Source organism: Actinomyces sp. oral taxon 175 str. F0384, assembly GCF_000223355.1.
Taxonomy (GTDB): domain Bacteria; phylum Actinomycetota; class Actinomycetes; order Actinomycetales; family Actinomycetaceae; genus Actinomyces; species Actinomyces oris.
This window is the reverse complement of sequence record NZ_AFUR01000001.1, coordinates 98,972-116,561: the sequence shown is the minus strand read 5'-3', so window position 1 is coordinate 116,561 and position 17,590 is coordinate 98,972. Positions and strand designations below refer to the sequence as shown.

The following is a 17,590-nucleotide window of genomic DNA, read 5'->3' as shown; positions in this document are numbered from 1 at the left end:
ACAGATACAGGAGGCGATACGGTGTGGACATGCCTCATGTCTTCGCCCGCCCTATCTCCGCGCCGCGCTCCGTGCTGGCGAGCCTCTTCGTTCTGACCGTATCCGCCGCCTTGACCTTGGCCGGTGCGCCTGCGCATGGTCTCCCAACAGCCCCAGACTCGTCACTCCTGTTCGAAGCCACCATTGACATCGTCCTCGACGAGGATGACACCTACACGTTGAAGGCAGTCATGACCGACCACACCGGTTTGGGCGCTCTGACTGAGAGTGACTGCAAGGGAAACTTATTCAACGGCGGCAATGCGAAAGCCACGTTCAAGGAGAACGGGGACACCCGGACCTGCACCATCGAGGGCAACGACAGCATCGATAACAGCGATGGCCAGATCAAGCACAAGGGCGACGAGTACATCGTCACGACCGGAGGCTCGTCTGATACATCCAGCTCACCCCCGTCCGATGGGGTGAAGTACTCCCAGAGCGTTACTTTCCCCGGTAAGGTCACAGAGGCCGACGGGGGCAAGGTCGAGGGCAACAAGGTCACCTTCGACAACCTGGATTCGCACAAGGTCAAGGGGAAGGACAAGGCCCCCAAGAAGGCAGCGGCCAGCAGCAAGCAGGCCTCCACGGAAGAGGAGGAGGACAGCGGCTCCACTCCGGTCTGGGTGTGGGTGGTTGTCGGCGTGATCGCGGTGGCCATCGTGAGCGGCGTCGCGGCTGCGGTCGTCATGAACCAGCGGAAGAAGAACCAGCCCCAGTTCAATCCTTACGCGGCTCCTGCACAGGGCTACGACCCCAACCAAGCACCCCTCGGCCAGCCGATGCAACAGGTCTACCAGCCGGGCTACACCGACCCAGCCGCGCAGCCCTATCAGCAGGGACAGCCGACGCCGCAGCCCTACCAGCCCGGTTACACCGACCCCGCTGCTCAGCCCTACCAGCAGGGACAGCCGACGCCGCAGCCCTACCAGCCCGGTTACACCGACCCCGCTGCTCAGCCCTACCAGCAGGGTCAGCCGGCACCGCAGCCCTACCAGCCGGTTCAGCAGCCCTACCAGCCGGGCTACGGGGAACCCGCCACCCAGCCCTACCAGCAGGCCCAGCCCTACCAGCAGCCGTTCAACAACCAGCCCGGCGCGTGGTACTAACGAGCTCCTCAAGGCGCGTGGCCCCGGAATCAGTCGATTCCGGGGCCATGACGCACAGTGGGGACGTTGCACTCACCGACAACGTGTTCGCACCCTTCAGGGCTCCGACGTCGAAGCACCGCGGAGCGCCACCATGGTGGAGCGCTGCAGAAGAGCGATGAGGTAGGTCTGGAAAGCCGGCCCGAGAAGAACCATGAACCAGGTGACCGCGGCCCGCGAGGCCGCCAGCCCCCAGAAGACGATCGCAGGCGCCGCCACGATCACCAGAGCGAGCACGGTGACTCCAAGACGCCCCACCGCGAGACGAAGCGCATTGGACAGGTGGCGGTGGACCGGGGCGTCGAAGAAGGCGGCCAGCGGCAGCAGCCAGACGAGGATCGCGGCCAGGAGCACTTCCCCGGCCAGCACCAGCCCGGACAGTGAACCGCTCACTCCGCCGTTGTGCTCCCCCAGGGAGGAGTCGGACAGGAGCAAGTACTCCCAGGTACTCAGGGCCACCAGGACGAGTACTGGCAGCCACCAGGCCAGGGACTGGCGCAGGTTGAGACGGAAGGAGCGCCACCAGGTGCTCATGACCGCCGGATCGTCGTCGGCCACCATCTCACCGGCCACCCGGGCGCAGGCCGTCAGGGAGGCGCCCGCCGTCACCACCGGCAGGCAGCCCGCCAGGGTGAGGACGTTGAGGATGACGACATCCGCCGCTGCGGACCAGGCCCGGTAGGCCGGGCTGTCAGGGCCGGGGAACAGCGCCACAGGGGCTCCTTCGTGGGGACTCGAGCAGTAACAGGTGGACATGATACGGGCGGTTCTCAAGGCCGGCAGTGGGGCCTTGAGAACCGCCCGTATCAGGACTCGTGAGGGGGTATCAGCCCTTGACCGCTCCTGCGGCCACACCCTCGATGATGTGCTTCTGGCCGAAGAGGTAGAAGGCGACGATCGGGACGATGGCGAAGACGAGCATGGCCATCTGGGCACCGAGGTCCTTGTTTCCGTTGGATCCCGTCAGGGCCTGGATGACGATCGGAATCGTCTTGTAGCGCTCGTCCTGGCCGATGACGAGGTTGGGCAGGAGGAAGTCGTTCCACACCCACATGGCGTTGAGGATCGCCACCGTGACCGCCGTCGGCTTGAGCAGCGGCATGACCACCTTGAAGTAGGTCTGCAGCGGCGAGCAGCCGTCCATGTAGGCGGCCTCCTCGATCTCCAGGGGGATCGACTTGATGAAGCCGGCGAACAGGAACACCGACAGCCCCCCACCGAAACCGAGGTAGAGGACGATCATGCCCCAGGGAGTGGCCAGGCCGAGCATGTCGGCCACCTTGACGGTGGGGAACATGACCATCTGGAAGGGAGCGATCATGGAGAAGGCGAAGGCGTAGTAGATCATGGCGGTCCACCACGTCTTGATGCGGGTGATGTAGTAGGCGGTCATCGCCGTGAGGAACACGATGACGACGACAGAACCCACGGTGATGAACAGCGACCAGCCCATGGCGCTGGCGAAGCCCGACAGGGCCAGGCCGGTGGCGTAGTTGCCCAGGCCGACCGAACTCTTCGATGTCGGCAGGCTAAAGGGCTCGTTGGAGATGAAGATGTTCCCCTTGAAAGAGTTGACAAGAACAAAGACGAGGGGGATCACCCACACGAGGACGAGGACGATCAGCAGACCGAACAGGACGTTCTGGCCGGTACTGCGCCGAGCAGCCTTCTCGAGAGCAGCTTCAGATGTCTTTGTCTGGACGGCAGCGCTCATGCGTCGACCTCCTTGGAACGAGTGGCGCGCAGCTGGATGAGCGCGATGGCGGCAACAATGAGGAAGAAAATGACGGCCTCGGCCTGGGCCACACCCTCCTGATGATTCTTCACGTACATCGTGTTGACGATGTTGAGAGCCGCCATTTCGGTCTGCTTGGCAGGATTACCGTTGGTCAGGGCGAGGTTCTGGTCGTACATCTTGAAGGTGTTGGCCAGAGTGAGGAACAGACAGATGGTGATCGAGGGCATGATCATCGGCAGCGTCACGTTGCGCAGCGTCTGCCACTTGCTGGCGCCGTCGATCTGCGAGGCCTCGATGAGCTCGGGCGGCACGTTCTGAAGGCCGGCGATGTAGATGACCATCATGTAGCCCATGAGCTGCCAGTTGACGAGCATGACCAGGCCAGCCAGTCCCAGTCGCCAGTCATTGACGATCGTCTGACCCCAGCGCTGGAGAATCGCATTGAGCATCACCTGCCAGGTGAAGCCCAGGACGATGCCGCCGATGAGGTTGGGCATGAAGAAGACCGCGCGGAAGAAGTTGGTACCGCGCAGCTTGCGGGTCAGGATGTATGCCAGGGCGAAGGCACCCAGGTTCACCGTGATGATCGAGATGATCGACACGAGCGCAGTGAACCCCAGCGCGGGAAGGAAGTGGCTCCTCTCACTGAACGCCCTGACGTAGTTGTCAGTGCCCACGAACCGAACGTTGGTGAGGGTGCTGAACTTGGTGAAGGAGAGATAGAGCCCCATGAAGAAGGGGACGATGAACGCGATCATGAAGGCCAACAGGGTCGGCCCTGCAAAAACTGGGAAGAACTTTTTCAGTGCCTTGGTCATAACTACCTCGAGGTGAGACCGGCACCCGCCGGGCCGCGGGTACCGGAGGGTTCCCACCGGGGCGGCATCGCGCAAAACGAGCTGCTCGGGCGTGCCGCCCCGACAGGAGAGGGGTTGGGGAGATGAGTCGTCGTCATGCCGTCGTCGACAGGCTCAGGCGGGCCTGGACCGGCTGACGCGACTCGACGGCGTCAGCCCTCCTTGGCCTCCTTCTTCTCCGTCGCCCAGTCGGAGACGAAGAAGTCCTTGACCTTCGCCCAGTCCTCCTTGCCGGTGGCGTACTGAGCCAGGTGCTGGCCGAGCTGGTTCTTGAAGTCCTGGCTCGGGAAGGTCGGGAAGACCCACTTGACGGGCGTGAGGTCCTTGTTGTTGATGGCCTCGGAGACCTCCTTGCCCAGCGGGTCGGAGGGGGCCAGCTCGGCGTATGCCTTGTAGGGCGCGATGATGCTGAGCTTCTCGGCGGCCATCTTGGAGCCCTCGGCGTCGGTGAACAGCCAGGTGAGGAAGTCCTTGGTAGCCTTCTGGTCGCCCTCGGCGGCCTCGGAGTTGACCGTCAGGTAGTTCTCGGTGCCGACGGCGATGTTGGACTTGTCCTCGCCGGAGACGCCGATGTAGATCGGCAGGAAGTGGATGTCCTCCTTCTTGACGACGTTGCCCGACTCGCTCTCGACCTGCGACCATGCCCAGTTTCCGTTCTGGACCATGGCGGCCTTACCGACGGCGAACTCCGACATGGAGTCCTTGACGCTCTTGGCCCCGGTCTGCTCGGCCGGCACCGTGGAGTTCTTGAGGTAGAGGTCGAAGATCTGCTTGTAGTTCTCCGAGTAGGTCAGCTTGATCTCGTCGAGGTTGTCGACCTTGGCGTCGCGGTACTCGTAGTAGACCGGGTAGTTGGCCAGGTGGGTCTGCCAGCGCCAGTCCTCTCCGGGGGCGAAGGAGGTGGCCGCGAAGACGCCTTCGATACCGAGCTCGGCCTTCTTGGCCTGCATGTCCTCAACGACCTCCTTGAGCTTGTCGAAGCCCTTGATCTGATCGACGGCAGTGGCCTTGGCACCCTCCATGGCGAAGTACTTCTTGAGGATGGCGGCGTTGTAGACGATGCCGTAGCCCTCGATGGCCAGCGGCACACCCACGACCTTGCCCTCGTCGCCCTTGAGGGCCAGGGACTCATCGGTCAGCTGCTTGGTGAACTCGGCGTCGGACAGGTCGGAGGCGTAGTCCTTCCAGTTGCCGTATCCCACGGGGCCGTTGAGGTTGAACAGCGTGGGCGGGTTGGACTTCGCGATCTCCGTCTTGAGGGTCTGCTCGTAGGTGCCGGAAGCAGCGGTGACGACCTTGACGTTCACACCGGTCTTCTTGGTGTAGGCGGCCGCGACCTCCTTGAACCCCTGCTCCGCCTCGGGCTTGAAGTTGAGGAAGTAGACGCCACCGGCGCCATCGGATCCGGACGAGCCCTTCGAGCAGGCCGCCAGGGTCGCGGCGACAGCGATCGCAGCGGTTCCACCGAGCATGGAGCGGCGGGAGATGAGTCGCATTGGGGTCCTCCTTTGGACGCATGGGACAGGCGCGGACAGAGGCGTCCGCAAGGCGCGACTGCCGTGTCGCCGGCGGCGGAGCCGTCGGTTCAACGGCGACGACCTATCATGGCACATTTCGGCCCGCATTGCTGCAAGGTTTGCAATCAGTGGCCTGGGTCTCAGTTTGGGATCTTTCGTGCGACACCCTGTTTTCCTTGGCAGGCCAAAGATTCCACTCCTTACTCCGATAGGCGCTTCCTTCACCGACACCTTCTGCAACTATGCAACGATCGGTCAGTTCGTCGTCGAGAACCTTCCCACCACCCCCTGCACAAGCAGGACGTGGCCCCGGCACCGCATGGGTACCGGGGCCACGTACAGCGATCAGTCGCCGTTCACCCCTGTGCGGGGTGGGGACTCACTTGCGGGCGGAGCCGACGGAGCCGAGGCGCTCGCAGGCCTCGACGACGCGGGCGGCCATGCCCTCCTCAGCGGCCTTGCCCCAGGCGCGCGGGTCGTACTGCTTCTTGTTGCCGACCTCGCCGTCGATCTTGAGGACACCCTCGTAGTTGGTGTACATCCAGCCGGCGACCGGGCGGGTGTAGGCGTACTGGGTGTCGGTGTCGACGTTCATCTTGATGACGCCGTTGCGCACCGCGGTGGCGATCTCCTCGTCGGTGGAGCCGGAGCCACCGTGCATGACCAGGTCGAAGGGCGAGCTCTTGTCGCCGACCTTGGAGGACAGGCGGTCACCGAGGCGCTTGGCCACGTCCTCCTGGATCTCGCCGAGGATCTCCGGGCGGAGCTTGACGTGGCCGGGCTTGTAGGAGCCGTGCACGTTACCGAAGGTCAGAGCGGTGATGTAGCGGCCGTTCTCACCCAGGCCGAGGGCCTCGATGGCCTTCCAGGCGTCGTCGGCGGTGGTGTAGAGGTTGGCGTTCTCCTCACCCTTGATGCCGTCTTCCTCGCCACCCACGGCACCGATCTCGATCTCGAGGACGACGTTGGCGGCCTTGGCGCGCTTGAGCATGTCGACGGCGATCTCGATGTTGTCGTCGAGAGCCTCGGCGGAGCCGTCCCACATGTGGGAGTTGAACATCGGCAGCTCACCGTTCTTGACCTGCTCGGCCTCGATCTCCAGGAGCGGGTGGATCCAGTCGGCCAGGAGCTTCTTGGGGCAGTGGTCGGTGTGCAGACCAATGGTGACGGGGTAGAGGTCACCCACGGCGCGGGCGTAGGCGGTGAAGGCGATCGAGCCCTTGACGCGGTCGAGGCGCGAGGAACCGGACCAGTAGGCGGCACCACCGTTGGAGATCTGGACGATGCCGTCGGACTCGGCGTCGGCGAAGCCCTTGAGGGCCGCGGACAGAGTCTGGGACGAGGTGACGTTGATCGCGGGGATGGCGTACTTGCCGGCCTTCGCGCGGTCAAGCATGTCGGCGTAGGACTCCGGGGTTGCAATGGCCACTGGGTGCCTCCTGATGTCTGTATGAGTCAGTGGTGCGGGGCCGATTGTTCCACGATTTCGAGGCCACGTGAACCGGATCATGGTCCCAGGTCGGGCGCCGGCCAAGCAGCAGTCCGGCAGCATGGCCTCTGTTCAGGGGCGGTTTGGCCCCGCCTCCCACGGGGCGGGCCGTCCCAGCGGGCCGCGACGGCCCCGGGTCAGTCGGGCGCCGGCCCCGCGTGCTGGAGGATCCAGGTGTGCATGGCCACGGCCGCGGCGGCCGCCACGTTGATGGATCGGGTGGAGCCGTACTGACCGATGCGCAGCAGCCGGGAGCAGCCGGCGCTCAGCTCGGGGCTGATGCCCTCCCCCTCGGAGCCGAAGACCATGAGGCAGCGCTCGGGCAGGTCGGCGGCCTCCAGGGGCTGGGCCCCGGGGCCGTTGTCGATGCCGATGACCTCATAGCCCTCGGCCCGCGCCCAGGCGAGCAGCTCGCCGGGCTCGGGGTGGTGGCGCACGTCCAGGTAGCGATTGGTGACCATGGCGCCGCGCTTGTTCCAGCGGCGTCGGCCGATGATGTGGACGCCGGCCACGTTGAAGGCGTTGGCACTGCGCACGATGGAGCCGATGTTGAGGTCCTGGCTGACGTTCTCGATGGCGATGTGCAGCCGGTGGGCACGGGCGGCCAGGTCGGCGCGGATGGCCGCGATGGTCCAGTAGCGGTAGCGGTCGACGACATTGCGCCTGTCGCCGTCGGCGAGCAGCTCGCGGTCGTAGCGGAGGTCGGTGGGCCAGGCCTCGGGGCCGCCAGGCCAGGGGCCGACGCCGACCTGGCGGACGTCGGCCGGCCGGTCCGCCTCCGGACCCGCCACAGAATCTGCTGAGGGCGCCGCGGACAGGTGCTCCCCCTCAGGCAGGTCGGCGGGAGCCGCCGGCTCCGCCCCGCCCGCCTGCTGGCGTCGTCGGTTGCTCACTCCAGGCCGAGGTCGGCCAGACCGAGCGCCGCGTAGTAGGGCAGGCCGGCGGCCTCGATGCGCTCGCGCGCGCCGGTGGCCCGGTCCACGATGACGGCCACGGCCCGCACGTCGGCACCCGCCTCGCGCAGGGCCTCGACGGCCTCCAGGGGTGAGCCGCCGGTGGTGGAGGTGTCCTCCAGGACCACCACGCGGCGCCCAGCGACGTCGGGTCCCTCGATGCGCCGGCGCATGCCGTGGTCCTTGGCGGCCTTGCGCACGACGAAGGCGTCCAGGTCCAGGCCACGCGAGGCCGCGGCGTGCAGCATGGCGGCGGCCACGGGGTCGGCCCCCATGGTCAGGCCGCCGACGGCGTCGATCTCGTCGGTGCCCAGGCCCGCCTCCTCGAGGAGGTCGAGCATGACGTGGCCGATGAGGGGGGCGGCCTCGTGATGGAGGGTGGCGCGGCGCATGTCCACGTAGAAGTCGGACTCGAGGCCGGAGGCGAGGGTGACCTTGCCGCGGACGACGGACAGCTCGTTGACGAGCTCGGCCAGGCGGGTGATGTGGGAGTCGTTGGTGCTCACGGCTCCGATGGTAGTGGGACTCGGGGGCTGCGCGCCGGGTAGACACCCACTGCGGACAGGAACCCGCCCTTGCCCGCGCGGTGCGGACGGGGCGGGCTCCTGGCGGCTCAGCGGAAGAAGGAGTCAGGACAGGGCGGCCACGGCGGCGTCGTAGTCGGGCTCCTGGCCGACCTCGGGGACCTGCTCGGTGTAGACGACCTTGCCGGACTCATCGAGGACCACGACAGCGCGCGACAGCAAGCCGGCCAGCGGGCCGTCGGCCAGGGTGACGCCGTAGTCGGCGCCGAAGGTGGAGCGGAAGGTCGAGCCGGTGACCACGTTGGTGAGGCCCTCGGCGCCGCAGAAGCGGGCTCCGGCGAAGGGCAGGTCGGCGGAGACGCAGACCACGGTCGTGTTGTCCAGCTCGGAGGCCAGCTTGTTGAACTGACGCACGGAGGCGGCGCACACCCCGGTGTCCACCGAGGGGAAGATGTTGAGGACCACGCGGCGGCCGGCCAGGGACTGGCTGGTGACCGGGGCGAGGTCAGCGCCCACGAGGTCGAAGGCGGGCGCGGCCGCGCCCACAGCGGGCAGCTCGCCGACGGTGCTAACGGGGTCTCCGTGGAAGGTAATAGAAGCCATGGTGCGATCGTTGCAGGTCACGGCGCCCCTGGCCAGCGGGGGCGCTCAGCCCTGGGCGATTCCGCGACTCTGTCACGATTGGCGACTTTTAGGAGGCAGTATCCGCCAGTATCCGCCAACCTCGCCGCGTCTGCGCTGGTCAGCGCCTTGGGAAGGTCGACAGCAACGGCGATCGCTCCCGAATAGTCGCCATCTGTGACACTTTGCGCCGCCGGCGAGCCCCGACGGCCTCAGTCGCGCCCCTGGCCGGAGCGTTCCGGCCCGACCACTCGGCGCACGAACCAGCGGGGCGCCAGCCGCAGCACGGCGTTCGCACTGCGGTAGCGCAGGCTCGGGGTGCAGATGACCTGGCCGCGCCGCACCGCCGCCAGAGCGTCGATGGCCACTCGTTCGGCGTCCAACCACAGCGGCTCCTTCCACTGGGTCTCGTCGATGCCGGCCGCGGCGTGGAAACCGGTGTGCACCAGCCCCGGGCACAGCGCCGTGGCGCTCACCCCGGTGCCGGCGAGCTCGGCGGCCAGCCCCTCGGTGAAGCGCAGCACCCAGGCCTTGTGGGCCGCATAGGTACCCATGGCGGTGTGCGCGGTCATGGAGGAGACGTTGAGAATGGCGCCGCGGCCGCGCTCCACCATGGCGCCGGCCGCCGCGTGGGAGGCCACCATGACCGCTCGGACCATGACGTTGAGGGCATCCTCCTCGCGGGCCAGGTCTCCCCCGACGAAGCGCTGCCCCAGCCCGAAGCCGGCGTTGTTGACCAGGAGTCCCACGGGCTTGCTCGTCTCCTGCAGGCGCTCGGCGACACGCTCAAGCTCATCGCGCTTGGACAGGTCGGCCTGCAGAGTCTCCACCTGGACGCCTGCGAACTGGCGCATCTCCTCGGCCACCACCCGCAGCCGCTCGGGGGTGCGCGCCACGAGGACGAGGTCATGACGGGCCTGGGCGAGCTGCCAGGCGATCTCCAGGCCGAGACCGCTCGTGGCCCCGGTGACAAGTGCTATTCCCATGGCCGCAGACTACGAGCGATTGGTGAGTGCTCAATGGGAATCAGACACCGGCTACTCTGCTGCCATGCGCCTGGCCACCTGGAACGTCAACTCCATCCGCACCCGCGTCGACCGCGTCCTGGCCTTCCTGGAGCGTGAGGACATCGATGCCCTGGCGATGCAGGAGATCAAGTGCCGCCCCGACCAGTTCCCGGTCGAGCCCTTCGAGGCCGCCGGCTACGAGCTGGCCATCCACGGGCTCAACCAGTGGAACGGGGTGGCGATCGCCTCACGCGTGGGCCTCGACGACGTCACCACCTCCTTCCCGGGCCAGCCCGCCTGGGCGGCCAAGCCCGAGGCCGAGCCGGTCGTCGAGGCCCGGGCGCTCGGGGCAACGGTGGGTGCGGCCTCGGATGCGGCGCCGGTGCGTCTGTGGAGCCTGTACGTGCCCAACGGTCGCGAGCTCACCCACCCGCACTACACGTACAAGCTCGACTGGCTGCGGGTGCTGCGCGACGACGTCGCCGCCTGGCTCGAGGCCGACCCCGACCTGCCACTGGCGCTGGTGGGCGACTGGAACGTGGCGCCCCGAGACGAGGACGTGTGGGACATGAGCGTCTTCGAGGGCGCCACCCACGTCTCGGAGCCGGAGCGCGAGGCCTTCGCCGCCTTCGCCGAGGCGGGCATGAGTGAGGTCACGCGCGAACGGGTCACCAACTACACGTACTGGGACTACCAGAAGCTGCGCTTCCCGAGGAACGAGGGGATGCGCATTGACTTCGTCTATGCCTCGCCGGCCCTGGCGGGCCGCGTCACCGGCGCCGCCATCGACCGCGACGAGCGCAAGGGCAAGGGCGCCTCCGACCACGTCCCCGTCATCGTCGAGGTCAGCTGAGGCCGAGCCGCAGCCGGAGCTCCGGCCGGGAGGCGGGCACGAGGCCGGCAACGCACCGCCGGAGACCTGCGACTCCAGCCGGCGAAAGACAATCAGGAATCCAGCCAGATTATTCCGTAAATATTTGTGTAGAAATTAAACTCCACTACCCTCTGAACCTCGACATGTCGGACATATTATGTCCGTATGAAATATACGACCAGGCCGGTCAGTCGGCGCACAGCTCTCACCCTCTCCTCCCTGACCGCCCTGGCGTTGACGGCATGCTCGGGGAAGCAGGCCACCTCCGAACCCAGCACACAGCCGCCAGCCGCCCCACAACCCGGAGGCTCTCCCTCCTCCCCATCCCCCACGGAGACACCGACACCGAGCAGCTCCCCCTCCACAACGGCCACTCCTACAGCGAGCGATCCGTCGACGCCACCCACGCACGGCGCCGACGACGTCACTCCCTCCACCTCATCGGCCGAGGACGGAACCCTCACCAACACCCAGGGACGCGACCTCACTCGAGGCGACTTGTTCAACCCCCCGCTCTCCCTGAAAGAAGATCTCTACAACGTGGCCACCATTAGTAAGAAGAAGGGAATTGGTGCGCGTTTGAGAGACAGCGACGGCGTCGAGGCCGAGCTCCGACTGGAGAACCGGTTCCGCAAGCTCACCTTCAACGCCGGACAGGACAATAACTCAGAATCCTCCGACCTCACCCTCAGAGTCGAGGTGTACCGGGACGGAAAGAGTGACCAGTTCATCGATATCCCCTTCAATGAGATCAAGCCCTTCGAAATAGACGTCACTAACACCAACGCACTCAAGATCGACCTCATTCCGTTAGATCGAGAAGGACACAAGTACAACGGCTCCAGGTCCCTCACTGCCGTCATGTTCGATATGAGGCTCGAGTAACGAGGAATACGGACGTATTGTGAAGTACATCCAGCAACGCCCCTCCAACACCACTGGTAAGCAAAAGAAGAGACAGCCCGCCGGCTGGCTAGGAATTTTACGCAACCACTGGCAGCCCATTACGGCAGTGCTGAGTCTTGTTCTCATGACACTGACGTTGGTGGCAACGCTTCCTGGAGCCACCAATGAAACCTACGCTCTGATCGACAAGCTCAGAGGGCAGTCCTCACCTACGTCCTTCCATCGCTCGCCCTCCGAGCCGCCCTCTCCCTCACCCACCCTAGAGACTCACTCCGCTACAGCCGACGAGGAATCCTCGCAGACAACCTCACCAGCATCGGGCTGCTACGACGGCAACACACCGACGCCGTGCGACTCACGGCACTCGCGGGAGGTGTTCGCCAAGCCGGCCGGCTCTTCCTGCGACGCAAGTGCGCTCATCCTCTACATGGGAGGCACCCCCGGCGTCGACCTCCTCGCCTCAGGCCTCGACGTCAAGCCTCTTGAGAACGCGGAGGACCGGTGTGTCGTCGAGAGGCCGTCGGGAATGCCGAACGCTCCGCTCAAGGACATCTGGGTCTCCGACAACGACCACAACGGATACAAGGACGGTGGCGAGTTCCGCCGGTGCTTCTCCCGCCAGGGGCAGGCGACCTCCTGCGACGCCGAGCACGCCTCAGAGGAGTTCTACGACGCACCCGAGGAGGTCAACTGCAACAAGAAGTACGAGGACTTCTCCGGACGCCCCGTCGACCACAGCATTCGGGTGACTCGACAGCCCAGAGACCACCGGATCGTCTGCCGGGCGGAGGTGCAGGTGAGTACTGACAGGCTGACTGCCTCAGTCCGCGATCTTGAGAACGCCACTCTCCCTATCAAGCAGAACTGACCATACGTTCACCAACCGGACAGCCCAGCCGGACAATCCAGGCACCTGAGACCAAAGCCCCAACGAGGCGCCTCTCCACTCCGGAGAGGAACCCCCGAGAACAGACCTCAAGAGAGCATAAGTATTCGCCCGCAGATACAGTTTCTCCTAGATTCTCTCCATATGGCTGCCTCTCATCAATACTATTCGCTCGAGCGGTCGAAATATGCTGTGCCCACGCTCTTCCCATATCGGTTTTTGACATCACACCGAAGCCCATATCTCGGCGCCGCTATTCTCGCGCCATGAGCTACTCGAAACTCTCCCCCGCGCGTCGAATCGCCGCCACCCTTCTTCCCATCACCGCCCTGTCCCTGGCCGCCTGCGGCAGCCTGCCCTTCGCCTCTCAGGACGCATCCCCCACCACAGAGACGAGCGCCGCCACCCCTTCATCCACCCCCTCTCCCACTCCATCTCCGTCCGCATCGGCCTCCGCCACCGACAGCGCCACAGATATGGCGTCAGCCACCGCGTCGGAGGACCCCTCCGCCTCAGCCGAGGCCACCACCAACGGGCTCACCCCCGAGAACAGCAAGGGACGCGAGCTCAGGCTCTCCGACTTCCAGAAGCCGCCAGTGACGAGTGGCTGGCAGGAGAAGCGCTACGACGTCGCCTCCACCACCAACACCATGGGCATCGGCACCAAGCTCGACTGGCAGAACGACGACGAGATCGAGCTGCGTCTGGCCAACAAGTTCCAGAAGGTCACCTTCACCGCCGGCCAGGCCAATGACTCCCAGAGCTCCGACCTCATCGTGAGGGTCGCAATCTTCGCCGACGGCAAGGAGATCGAGACAGTCGACGTCCCCTTCAACGACGCCCACGCCTTCGAGGTCAAGGCCGCGAACGTCAACGCCCTGAAGATCACCTTCAAGGCTCTCGACCAAAAGCAGGAGATGCCGCAGATCGACGACAGCACTATCGGCGTCATCCTCAACGTCAAGGCCGAGTAACAGGTCGGCAGGCCGCCGTCACCGGCGCGCCTGCCCTCCACGAACGACAGGGTCTACAAGGCCTACACGGCCAGGATCTGGTCGCCGAGCTCGGACCATGTCCGCCGGTGAACCGCCCCGAAGGGCTCGGCCCCCAGGAAGACGGCCTGGCGCTCGGCGACCGGATCGACCCAGATGAAGGAGCCCGACTGGCCGAAGTGCCCGAAGGTCTGCTCGCTGTTGCCGGCCCCGGTCCAGTGCGGGGACTTGGCTCCGCGCACCTCCACCCCCAGCCCGAAGGGGTTGGGGGTCTGTCGTCCGTACCCGGGTAGGACGCCGTCGAGGCCGGGCAGGACCGGCGTGCGGGCTCGCTGCGCGAGCGCGGGCGAGACGAGCCTCGGCGCGGCCAGCTCGCGGGCGAACAGGGACAGGTCGCGGGCGCTGCCCTCCCCGGAGTGGGCGGGGGATCCGGGGATGAGGACACTGGCCATCCCCAGGGGCTCGAGCACGGTGGTCTCCACCCAGGTCTCCAGGGGCGTGCCCGTGGCCTCCTCGAGCCGCTCCCCCAGGATCTCGATGCCGCGGTTGGAGTAGATGCGGCGCGTGCCCGGGGCCGCCAGGCGCTCGTCGGAGTCGGCCGCGATCCCCGAGGAGTGGGACAGCAGGTTCTCGATGGTCGCGCCGTCGGGCGCGGGCGAACCGGCGGGGGCCCCCAGGTCCAGCAGTCCCCGGTCGACGGCGACCAGGGCCGCCCAGACAACGATCGGCTTGGTCACCGAGGCGAAGGGGAAGACCTCATCGACGTCCCCGGCCTCGAGGAGCACGCCCTCACCGGCGGCGGAGCTGCCGGTCACGACGAGGGCGGTCGGGAAGGGGAAGGCGGCCAGCGCCGGCAGGGCAGGGGCCGGCACCTGAGGGGTATCCGGGTTGGTCATCGCTCCTCCTCACCTGGGATCGGCTCTCGACGCGGCCGGCCGAGCGCCCTCGCGACCGTACCTTACGCCCGGGGGCCGACCCCGACCTCCATCGGCGAACCGTAGGGCACGGCCGCGAGCGCCGGCCGCCCGGAGCCACCCGGGCCGGCCCACAGCCGGCCCGGAGCACCCCGGCCACGACCCGACGCGCCGTGACTGGGCGAAACCTGCCGGCTCGCGAGAGGATCGGGGCGATGCCCTTCTACCACCGCCCACCCGCCGACCGCGGCCCGCTGCGCCCCCGCTCCCCCATGGCCCCCGGCCAGGCGGCCGCCACTCCCACACCCGCGGAGCTGGCCGAAGCAACCGGGGTCGGCTACGCCGTCGTCGACTTGGAGACCACCGGTCTGTCCCCCACAACGGACTCGATCCTGGAGGTCGCGCTCGTACTGACCGACGCCGCCGGGCGCGTCGAGCGCAGCTGGTCCACGCTCATCGACCCCGGCGCGGGTGTGGACGTGGGCCCCACCCATATCCACGGTCTTGTCGCCGAGGAGCTCATCGGGGCGCCCGGCTTCGATGAGGTCGCCGACCTGCTGGCGGCCGACCTGGCCGGGAGGGCGGTGGTGGCCCACAACGCCCGCTTCGACGTCGGATTCCTCACCCAGGCGCTGGGAACGCGGGGGCTGCTCGACCGGGGCGCGCGGGTGCCGCGGGTGTGCACGATGGAGTGGGCGCGCCATTTCATGACGACGCCGTCGCGCCGGCTGACCACCTGCTGCGAGGTGGCCGGGGTGGAGATCGGCCGCCACCACAATGCGCTCGACGACGCCCTGGCCGCTGCTGGCCTGCTGCGCCACTACCTGGCGGTGGGGGCTCAGCGGGGCGAGGAGCCGGTGGCTTGGGCCCGCTCGCTCGTTGAGGCTCGCCGGTTCACCGGCTGGCACTGGGACGCGGCAAGGGCTCGGGCCGGCGTCGAGCGTCTCACGGCGCGCACCACGCCCGGTGCTGAGCGAGCCCGGCCCGAGCCCGAGTCCGCGGGGCCGACCCGCCCTGGATCAGGGCCACCGGGGCGGGTGTCGCCGCTCCGTTCCTGATCGGGGACTTACTTCTCCCACGAGGACTGCGTTCTCCTCCAGACGACTGGGGTACGGCCTCAGTCGTCTGGAGGAGAAGTACGTTCTGGGCGGGAAACGCAGTCCCCGATTCAGCCGACCATGCCCCGGCCGGCTGCTCCACATCGCACGGGACGTCTCGCCCCGGGGCTGTCCGCACGGGCGCAGCCCCACGGCTCGGGGCGCCCCACGCCTCATCGACTGGCACCCGGCCCTCGCTCAGCAGGTCACGACGACGGCGCCCTCAAGGGACCCGCGCGGCGCCCACGCCTCTGGCGAGATCGCTCAGGCCTCGGCGGCGTCCTCGCCCAGGGAGACGAGGAATCCATCGTCGTCCACGGCCACCCCGGAGACGGCGGTCACCAGGACGGTGGCGAGCTCCTCGACCAGGTCCCGGGCGGTCTGCCGCTCGCGGCGCCGGGAGCGGGAGACCACTTCAGCGTAGGCGTCGGCCTGGTCCTGCGGGATCCAGCGCAGGTCGTAGGACAGAACCGCCCCGCGCGCCCACGGCTCGCCGCGCACGGCCAGGGGCAGCCCATCGGTGGCGCCGGCACGCACCTCGATGCGCCCCCAGCCCTCGTGCTCGGGGTCTACCGGGGTGACGACCGCGTAGCCGTCACGCACCTCCTCAATGACATTACCGGTGGCGGCGGCGACGATCTCCTGGCGCATCGTGTCCTGGCGGACCTTCTCCGAGCCGCGCCAGGCCTTCTCGAAAACATCCGGGCCGATACGCTCGACGAGGCTCTCCAGCTGCTCGGGGTCGATGGCGTCCAGCCCGACGGCGCCGCGGGGCTGAACCGCCTCCAGCGCGGCGCTCACCTCGGGGGCCACGGGCTGCAGGACGGCCACCAGGTCCTCCGGGCCGAGCCACACCGGGGCGTAGACGGTCAGGGAGGCCGAGACCTCCGGGCTGGGCTCGACCAGCACCGGGTCCTCTTTGTCTCCTCCGGGGATGAGCCGCAGGGCCCCGGCCAGGCGGCGGGCGATGGCGCGCAGGCGCGTGAGGGCCACCAGCTCGGCCCCCGTGGGCTGGGCATGGGGGAAGGCGTCGGAGAGCGGATCCAGGCCGGCGAGCTCGGCCGGCAGGGCGCCGGCACGGATGCGGGGGCAGTCCAGGATCATCAGCTGCGTGGTCCACTCCGGCGCACCCAGGAGGCCACGCATCTCGGCGTCGACCTTCCAGGGCCCCAGCAGGGAGACCCCGGGGAAGAGCTGGAGGCTGGAGACCCCCACCCAGCCGGACTGGATGTCCTGGGACAGGGCCAGGGCCTCCACCTCGTCGGGGGCGACGTCGTCGGCCAGGAGCAGGACGTGGTTGGTGTCCAGCAGCCCGACCGGCAGCATGGAGGCGGCGGTGAAGGTGCCGGTGTCGGTGGGCAGGGAGACCGCGAAGTCGGTCGAGTCGCTCATAGGTGCTTCTCCTGGGAGATGGGAGCGGCGCCGTCGGCGGGGGCCGCCGGGGTGTCGGGGATGCGGGTGCGGTGGAAGGACTGGTGGGAGCGGGAGGCCGTCGGTCCGCGCTGGCCCTGGTAGCGCGAGCCGGTGGCGCCCGAGCCGTAGGGGGCCTGGGCCGGGCTGGACAGGCGGAAGAAGCACAGCTGTCCCACCTTCATCCCCGGCCAGAGCTTGATAGGCATGGTGGCCGTGTTGGACAGCTCCAGGGTGACGTGACCGGTGAAGCCGGGGTCGATGAATCCGGCGGTGGAGTGGGTCAGCAGCCCCAGGCGCCCCAGGCTCGACTTGCCCTCCAGACGGGCGGCGACGTCGTCGGGCAGGGTGATGCGCTCATAGGTGGCGCCCAGGACGAACTCCCCGGGGTGCAGGACGAAGGGCTCGTCGGCCCCGACGTCGACGAGGTGGGTCAGCCCCTCCTGGTCGGCGGCCGGGTCGATGACCGGGTAGCGGTGGTTGTCGAAGAGACGGAACCAACGGTCCAGGCGCACATCAATGGAGGCCGGCTGAATCATCTCGGGGTCGTAGGGGTCGAGGACGACCCGTCCGGCGTCGAGCTCGGTGCGGATATCGCGGTCTGAGAGCAGCACGGGC

Annotated in this window: 18 protein-coding genes; 6 read left to right on the top strand and 12 right to left on the bottom strand. The window is 67.4% G+C overall.

The features are described from left to right. Positions 1-29 precede the first annotated feature (29 nt). Positions 30-1,148, top strand: coding sequence for a viral protein TPX (locus HMPREF9058_RS00490; RefSeq protein ID WP_043537692.1), 1,119 nt, complete (start codon positions 30-32; stop codon positions 1,146-1,148). Positions 1,149-1,244: 96 nt separating this feature from the next. Here the strand turns inward: HMPREF9058_RS00490 and HMPREF9058_RS00485 are convergent, their stop codons facing one another. From HMPREF9058_RS00485 to HMPREF9058_RS00445, 9 genes are all read right to left on the bottom strand, one after another. Beyond that, the gene (locus HMPREF9058_RS00485) at positions 1,245-1,901 is read right to left on the bottom strand and encodes a DUF624 domain-containing protein (RefSeq protein ID WP_009405679.1); all 657 of its coding nucleotides are present in this window, start codon (positions 1,899-1,901) and stop codon (positions 1,245-1,247) included. Positions 1,902-2,013: 112 nt separating this feature from the next. Next, positions 2,014-2,901: a carbohydrate ABC transporter permease gene (locus tag HMPREF9058_RS00480; RefSeq protein ID WP_009406407.1), complete on the bottom strand. Its 888-nt coding sequence runs from the start codon at positions 2,899-2,901 to the stop codon at positions 2,014-2,016. Then, entirely contained in the window at positions 2,898-3,743 is an 846-nt protein-coding gene (locus HMPREF9058_RS00475) for a carbohydrate ABC transporter permease (protein ID WP_009406368.1), read from the bottom strand. The genes HMPREF9058_RS00480 and HMPREF9058_RS00475 overlap by 4 nt, the downstream gene beginning before the upstream one ends. A gap of 191 nt (positions 3,744-3,934) precedes the next feature. Continuing rightward, entirely contained in the window at positions 3,935-5,278 is a 1,344-nt protein-coding gene (locus tag HMPREF9058_RS00470; RefSeq protein ID WP_009405466.1) for an ABC transporter substrate-binding protein, read from the bottom strand. A 400-nt stretch (positions 5,279-5,678) separates the two neighbouring features. Continuing rightward, positions 5,679-6,728 (bottom strand): class II fructose-bisphosphate aldolase, encoded by a 1,050-nt coding sequence (fbaA, locus tag HMPREF9058_RS00465; protein WP_009747394.1) that lies wholly within the window; start codon positions 6,726-6,728, stop codon positions 5,679-5,681. 197 nt (positions 6,729-6,925) lie between these two features. After that, entirely contained in the window at positions 6,926-7,579 is a 654-nt protein-coding gene (locus HMPREF9058_RS00460) for a TrmH family RNA methyltransferase (RefSeq protein ID WP_254654074.1), read from the bottom strand. A gap of 98 nt (positions 7,580-7,677) precedes the next feature. Continuing rightward, complete coding sequence (gene pyrE / locus HMPREF9058_RS00455) at positions 7,678-8,247, bottom strand: orotate phosphoribosyltransferase (protein WP_009747411.1); 570 nt, start codon at positions 8,245-8,247, stop codon at positions 7,678-7,680. A 123-nt stretch (positions 8,248-8,370) separates the two neighbouring features. Next, entirely contained in the window at positions 8,371-8,868 is a 498-nt protein-coding gene (gene tpx, locus HMPREF9058_RS00450; RefSeq protein WP_043537690.1) for a thiol peroxidase, read from the bottom strand. A 230-nt stretch (positions 8,869-9,098) separates the two neighbouring features. Further along, on the bottom strand, positions 9,099-9,872 hold the full coding sequence (locus tag HMPREF9058_RS00445; protein ID WP_009406350.1) for an SDR family oxidoreductase: 774 nt from the start codon (positions 9,870-9,872) through the stop codon (positions 9,099-9,101). Between the two features lie 64 nt (positions 9,873-9,936). Between HMPREF9058_RS00445 and HMPREF9058_RS00440 the strand changes: the two genes are divergently transcribed. The 4 genes from HMPREF9058_RS00440 (at position 9,937) to HMPREF9058_RS00425 (ending at position 13,533) form a co-directional block, all read left to right on the top strand. Next, positions 9,937-10,746 carry an exodeoxyribonuclease III gene (locus HMPREF9058_RS00440; protein WP_043537545.1) on the top strand — a complete coding sequence of 270 codons (810 nt, stop codon included), beginning with the start codon at positions 9,937-9,939 and terminating at the stop codon, positions 10,744-10,746. Positions 10,747-10,932: 186 nt separating this feature from the next. Continuing rightward, positions 10,933-11,652, top strand: coding sequence for a hypothetical protein (locus tag HMPREF9058_RS00435; RefSeq protein ID WP_009747590.1), 720 nt, complete (start codon positions 10,933-10,935; stop codon positions 11,650-11,652). Between the two features lie 145 nt (positions 11,653-11,797). After that, complete coding sequence (locus HMPREF9058_RS00430; RefSeq protein WP_254654014.1) at positions 11,798-12,541, top strand: hypothetical protein; 744 nt, start codon at positions 11,798-11,800, stop codon at positions 12,539-12,541. A 284-nt stretch (positions 12,542-12,825) separates the two neighbouring features. Further along, on the top strand, positions 12,826-13,533 hold the full coding sequence (locus tag HMPREF9058_RS00425) for a hypothetical protein (protein ID WP_009405877.1): 708 nt from the start codon (positions 12,826-12,828) through the stop codon (positions 13,531-13,533). A 62-nt stretch (positions 13,534-13,595) separates the two neighbouring features. Here HMPREF9058_RS00425 and HMPREF9058_RS00420 read toward each other — a convergent pair whose 3' ends face one another. Next, positions 13,596-14,447 (bottom strand): serine hydrolase, encoded by an 852-nt coding sequence (locus HMPREF9058_RS00420; RefSeq protein ID WP_009747265.1) that lies wholly within the window; start codon positions 14,445-14,447, stop codon positions 13,596-13,598. A gap of 233 nt (positions 14,448-14,680) precedes the next feature. Between HMPREF9058_RS00420 and HMPREF9058_RS00415 the strand changes: the two genes are divergently transcribed. Next, entirely contained in the window at positions 14,681-15,523 is an 843-nt protein-coding gene (locus HMPREF9058_RS00415; RefSeq protein WP_009406430.1) for a 3'-5' exonuclease, read from the top strand. A gap of 303 nt (positions 15,524-15,826) precedes the next feature. Here HMPREF9058_RS00415 and HMPREF9058_RS00410 read toward each other — a convergent pair whose 3' ends face one another. Beyond that, complete coding sequence (locus tag HMPREF9058_RS00410; RefSeq protein ID WP_009405558.1) at positions 15,827-16,954, bottom strand: hypothetical protein; 1,128 nt, start codon at positions 16,952-16,954, stop codon at positions 15,827-15,829. Next, entirely contained in the window at positions 16,951-17,586 is a 636-nt protein-coding gene (gene dcd, locus HMPREF9058_RS00405; RefSeq protein ID WP_009406034.1) for a dCTP deaminase, read from the bottom strand. Before dcd ends, HMPREF9058_RS00410 begins: the two co-directional genes overlap by 4 nt. Positions 17,587-17,590: the final 4 nt, after the last annotated feature.

Coding starts and splice junctions, on each gene's coding strand:
- HMPREF9058_RS00490 (WP_043537692.1), top strand. CDS start 30: ATGCCTCATGTCTTCGCCCGCCCTATCTCCGCGCCGCGCTCCGTGCTG.
- HMPREF9058_RS00480 (WP_009406407.1), bottom strand. CDS start 2,901: ATGAGCGCTGCCGTCCAGACAAAGACATCTGAAGCTGCTCTCGAGAAG.
- HMPREF9058_RS00475 (WP_009406368.1), bottom strand. CDS start 3,743: ATGACCAAGGCACTGAAAAAGTTCTTCCCAGTTTTTGCAGGGCCGACC.
- HMPREF9058_RS00470 (WP_009405466.1), bottom strand. CDS start 5,278: ATGCGACTCATCTCCCGCCGCTCCATGCTCGGTGGAACCGCTGCGATC.
- tpx (WP_043537690.1), bottom strand. CDS start 8,868: ATGGCTTCTATTACCTTCCACGGAGACCCCGTTAGCACCGTCGGCGAG.
- HMPREF9058_RS00445 (WP_009406350.1), bottom strand. CDS start 9,872: ATGGGAATAGCACTTGTCACCGGGGCCACGAGCGGTCTCGGCCTGGAG.
- HMPREF9058_RS00440 (WP_043537545.1), top strand. CDS start 9,937: ATGCGCCTGGCCACCTGGAACGTCAACTCCATCCGCACCCGCGTCGAC.
- HMPREF9058_RS00435 (WP_009747590.1), top strand. CDS start 10,933: ATGAAATATACGACCAGGCCGGTCAGTCGGCGCACAGCTCTCACCCTC.
- HMPREF9058_RS00430 (WP_254654014.1), top strand. CDS start 11,798: ATGACACTGACGTTGGTGGCAACGCTTCCTGGAGCCACCAATGAAACC.
- HMPREF9058_RS00425 (WP_009405877.1), top strand. CDS start 12,826: ATGAGCTACTCGAAACTCTCCCCCGCGCGTCGAATCGCCGCCACCCTT.
- HMPREF9058_RS00420 (WP_009747265.1), bottom strand. CDS start 14,447: ATGACCAACCCGGATACCCCTCAGGTGCCGGCCCCTGCCCTGCCGGCG.
- HMPREF9058_RS00415 (WP_009406430.1), top strand. CDS start 14,681: ATGCCCTTCTACCACCGCCCACCCGCCGACCGCGGCCCGCTGCGCCCC.
- HMPREF9058_RS00410 (WP_009405558.1), bottom strand. CDS start 16,954: ATGAGCGACTCGACCGACTTCGCGGTCTCCCTGCCCACCGACACCGGC.